Raw genomic sequence first — 1,546 nt, forward strand, 5'->3', positions numbered from 1 at the left:
ACAGCAACGTGTTGGTGTCGATTGAAAATGGCATCGCGACCATTAGCCCAACGGCAGACTGGAACGGCTCTGAAGCGTTGACCTTTACGGCGACCGATCCAAGCGGCGAAAGCGTTAGCCAAACGGTGAACTTCACAGTGGCGCCAGTGGCGGATATCGTGGCAGATAAAGCGACGGTTGTGGAAGATACGCCAACCATCATTAAGGTCTTAGGTAACGACACGTTCGAAGGCAACGACAAAGTGGTGTCGCTGGATACCAACAATGGACCAGCCAATGGCACGGTCTCGGTCAACCCGGATGGCAGCGTAACCTACACGCCAAACGACAACTTCCACGGGGCAGACAGCTTTACCTACATCGTTACCTCCGGTGGCGTCAGTGAGTCCACCACGGTGAACGTCGATGTCACACCAGTGAACGATGCGCCAGTGGCAAAAGATGACGCGGCAACAACACAAGAAGATACCGCTGTCACGATTGATGTCCTACCAAACGACACTGACATCGATGGCGATAAGCTGTCGATTGACTCGGCATCTGTGCCGAGTGACCAAGGTACAGTCGAGATTGTTGACGGCAAGTTGGTGTTCACACCGGCTGAGAACTTCCATGGTGATGCCGAAATCACTTATACTGTCACCGATGGTTCGCTGACTGACCAAGCCACGGTCAACGTCACCGTGAATGCGGTGAACGACACGCCTGTGGTTGAAAGCAACATTGCAGACCAAACCTTGGCGGAAGATTTCACGCCATACAGCATCGATCTAAATACTGCTTTCAGCGATGTGGATAACGTGGATAGTGAGTTAACGTTTAGCGTCTCAGGCAACAGTAATGTCAATGTCTCAATAGAAAATGGCATTGCTACGTTCACTCCAACCGCGGACTGGAACGGCTCAGAAGCATTGACCTTTACGGCTACCGATCCAAGCGGTGAAAGCGTTAGCCAAACGGTGAACTTCACAGTTGCGCCTGTGGCGGACATCGTGGCAGACAAAGCGACGGTGGTGGAAGACACGCCAACCATCATCAAGGTCTTAGATAACGACACGTTCGAAGGCGACGACAAAGTGGTGTCGCTGGATACCAATAACGGCCCAGCCAACGGCACGGTCTCGGTCAACCCGGATGGTAGCGTAACCTACACACCAAACGACAACTACCACGGTACAGACAGCTTCACCTACATCGTCACGTCCAGTGGGGTATCAGAGTCCACCACGGTGAACGTCGATGTGACGCCAGTCAATGACGCGCCAGTGGCAAACGATGATACCGCTGTTACTGACGAAGACACGCCAGTGACGATTGATGTTCTGCCAAACGATACTGACATTGATGGCGATACGCTGTCTATCCAATCGGCGTCCGTACCTGAAGCGCAAGGCACAGTTGAGATTGTTGATGGTAAATTGGTCTTCACGCCAGCCGAGAACTTCCATGGTGACGCTGAAATCACTTATACCGTGACCGATGGTTCGCTGACTGACCAAGCGACGGTCAACGTCACCGTGAATGCGGTGAACGACACGCCTGTGGT

1 protein-coding gene is annotated in these 1,546 nt (G+C 52.8%); it reads left to right on the forward strand.

Going from position 1 to position 1,546, the window contains the following annotated elements; translation table 11 throughout:
- On the forward strand, window positions 1-1,546 hold a 1,546-nt coding region (locus R7190_RS25515; RefSeq protein WP_318137634.1), incomplete at both ends, for a tandem-95 repeat protein.

It is taken from the genome of Vibrio sp. 1078-1, assembly GCF_033340475.1.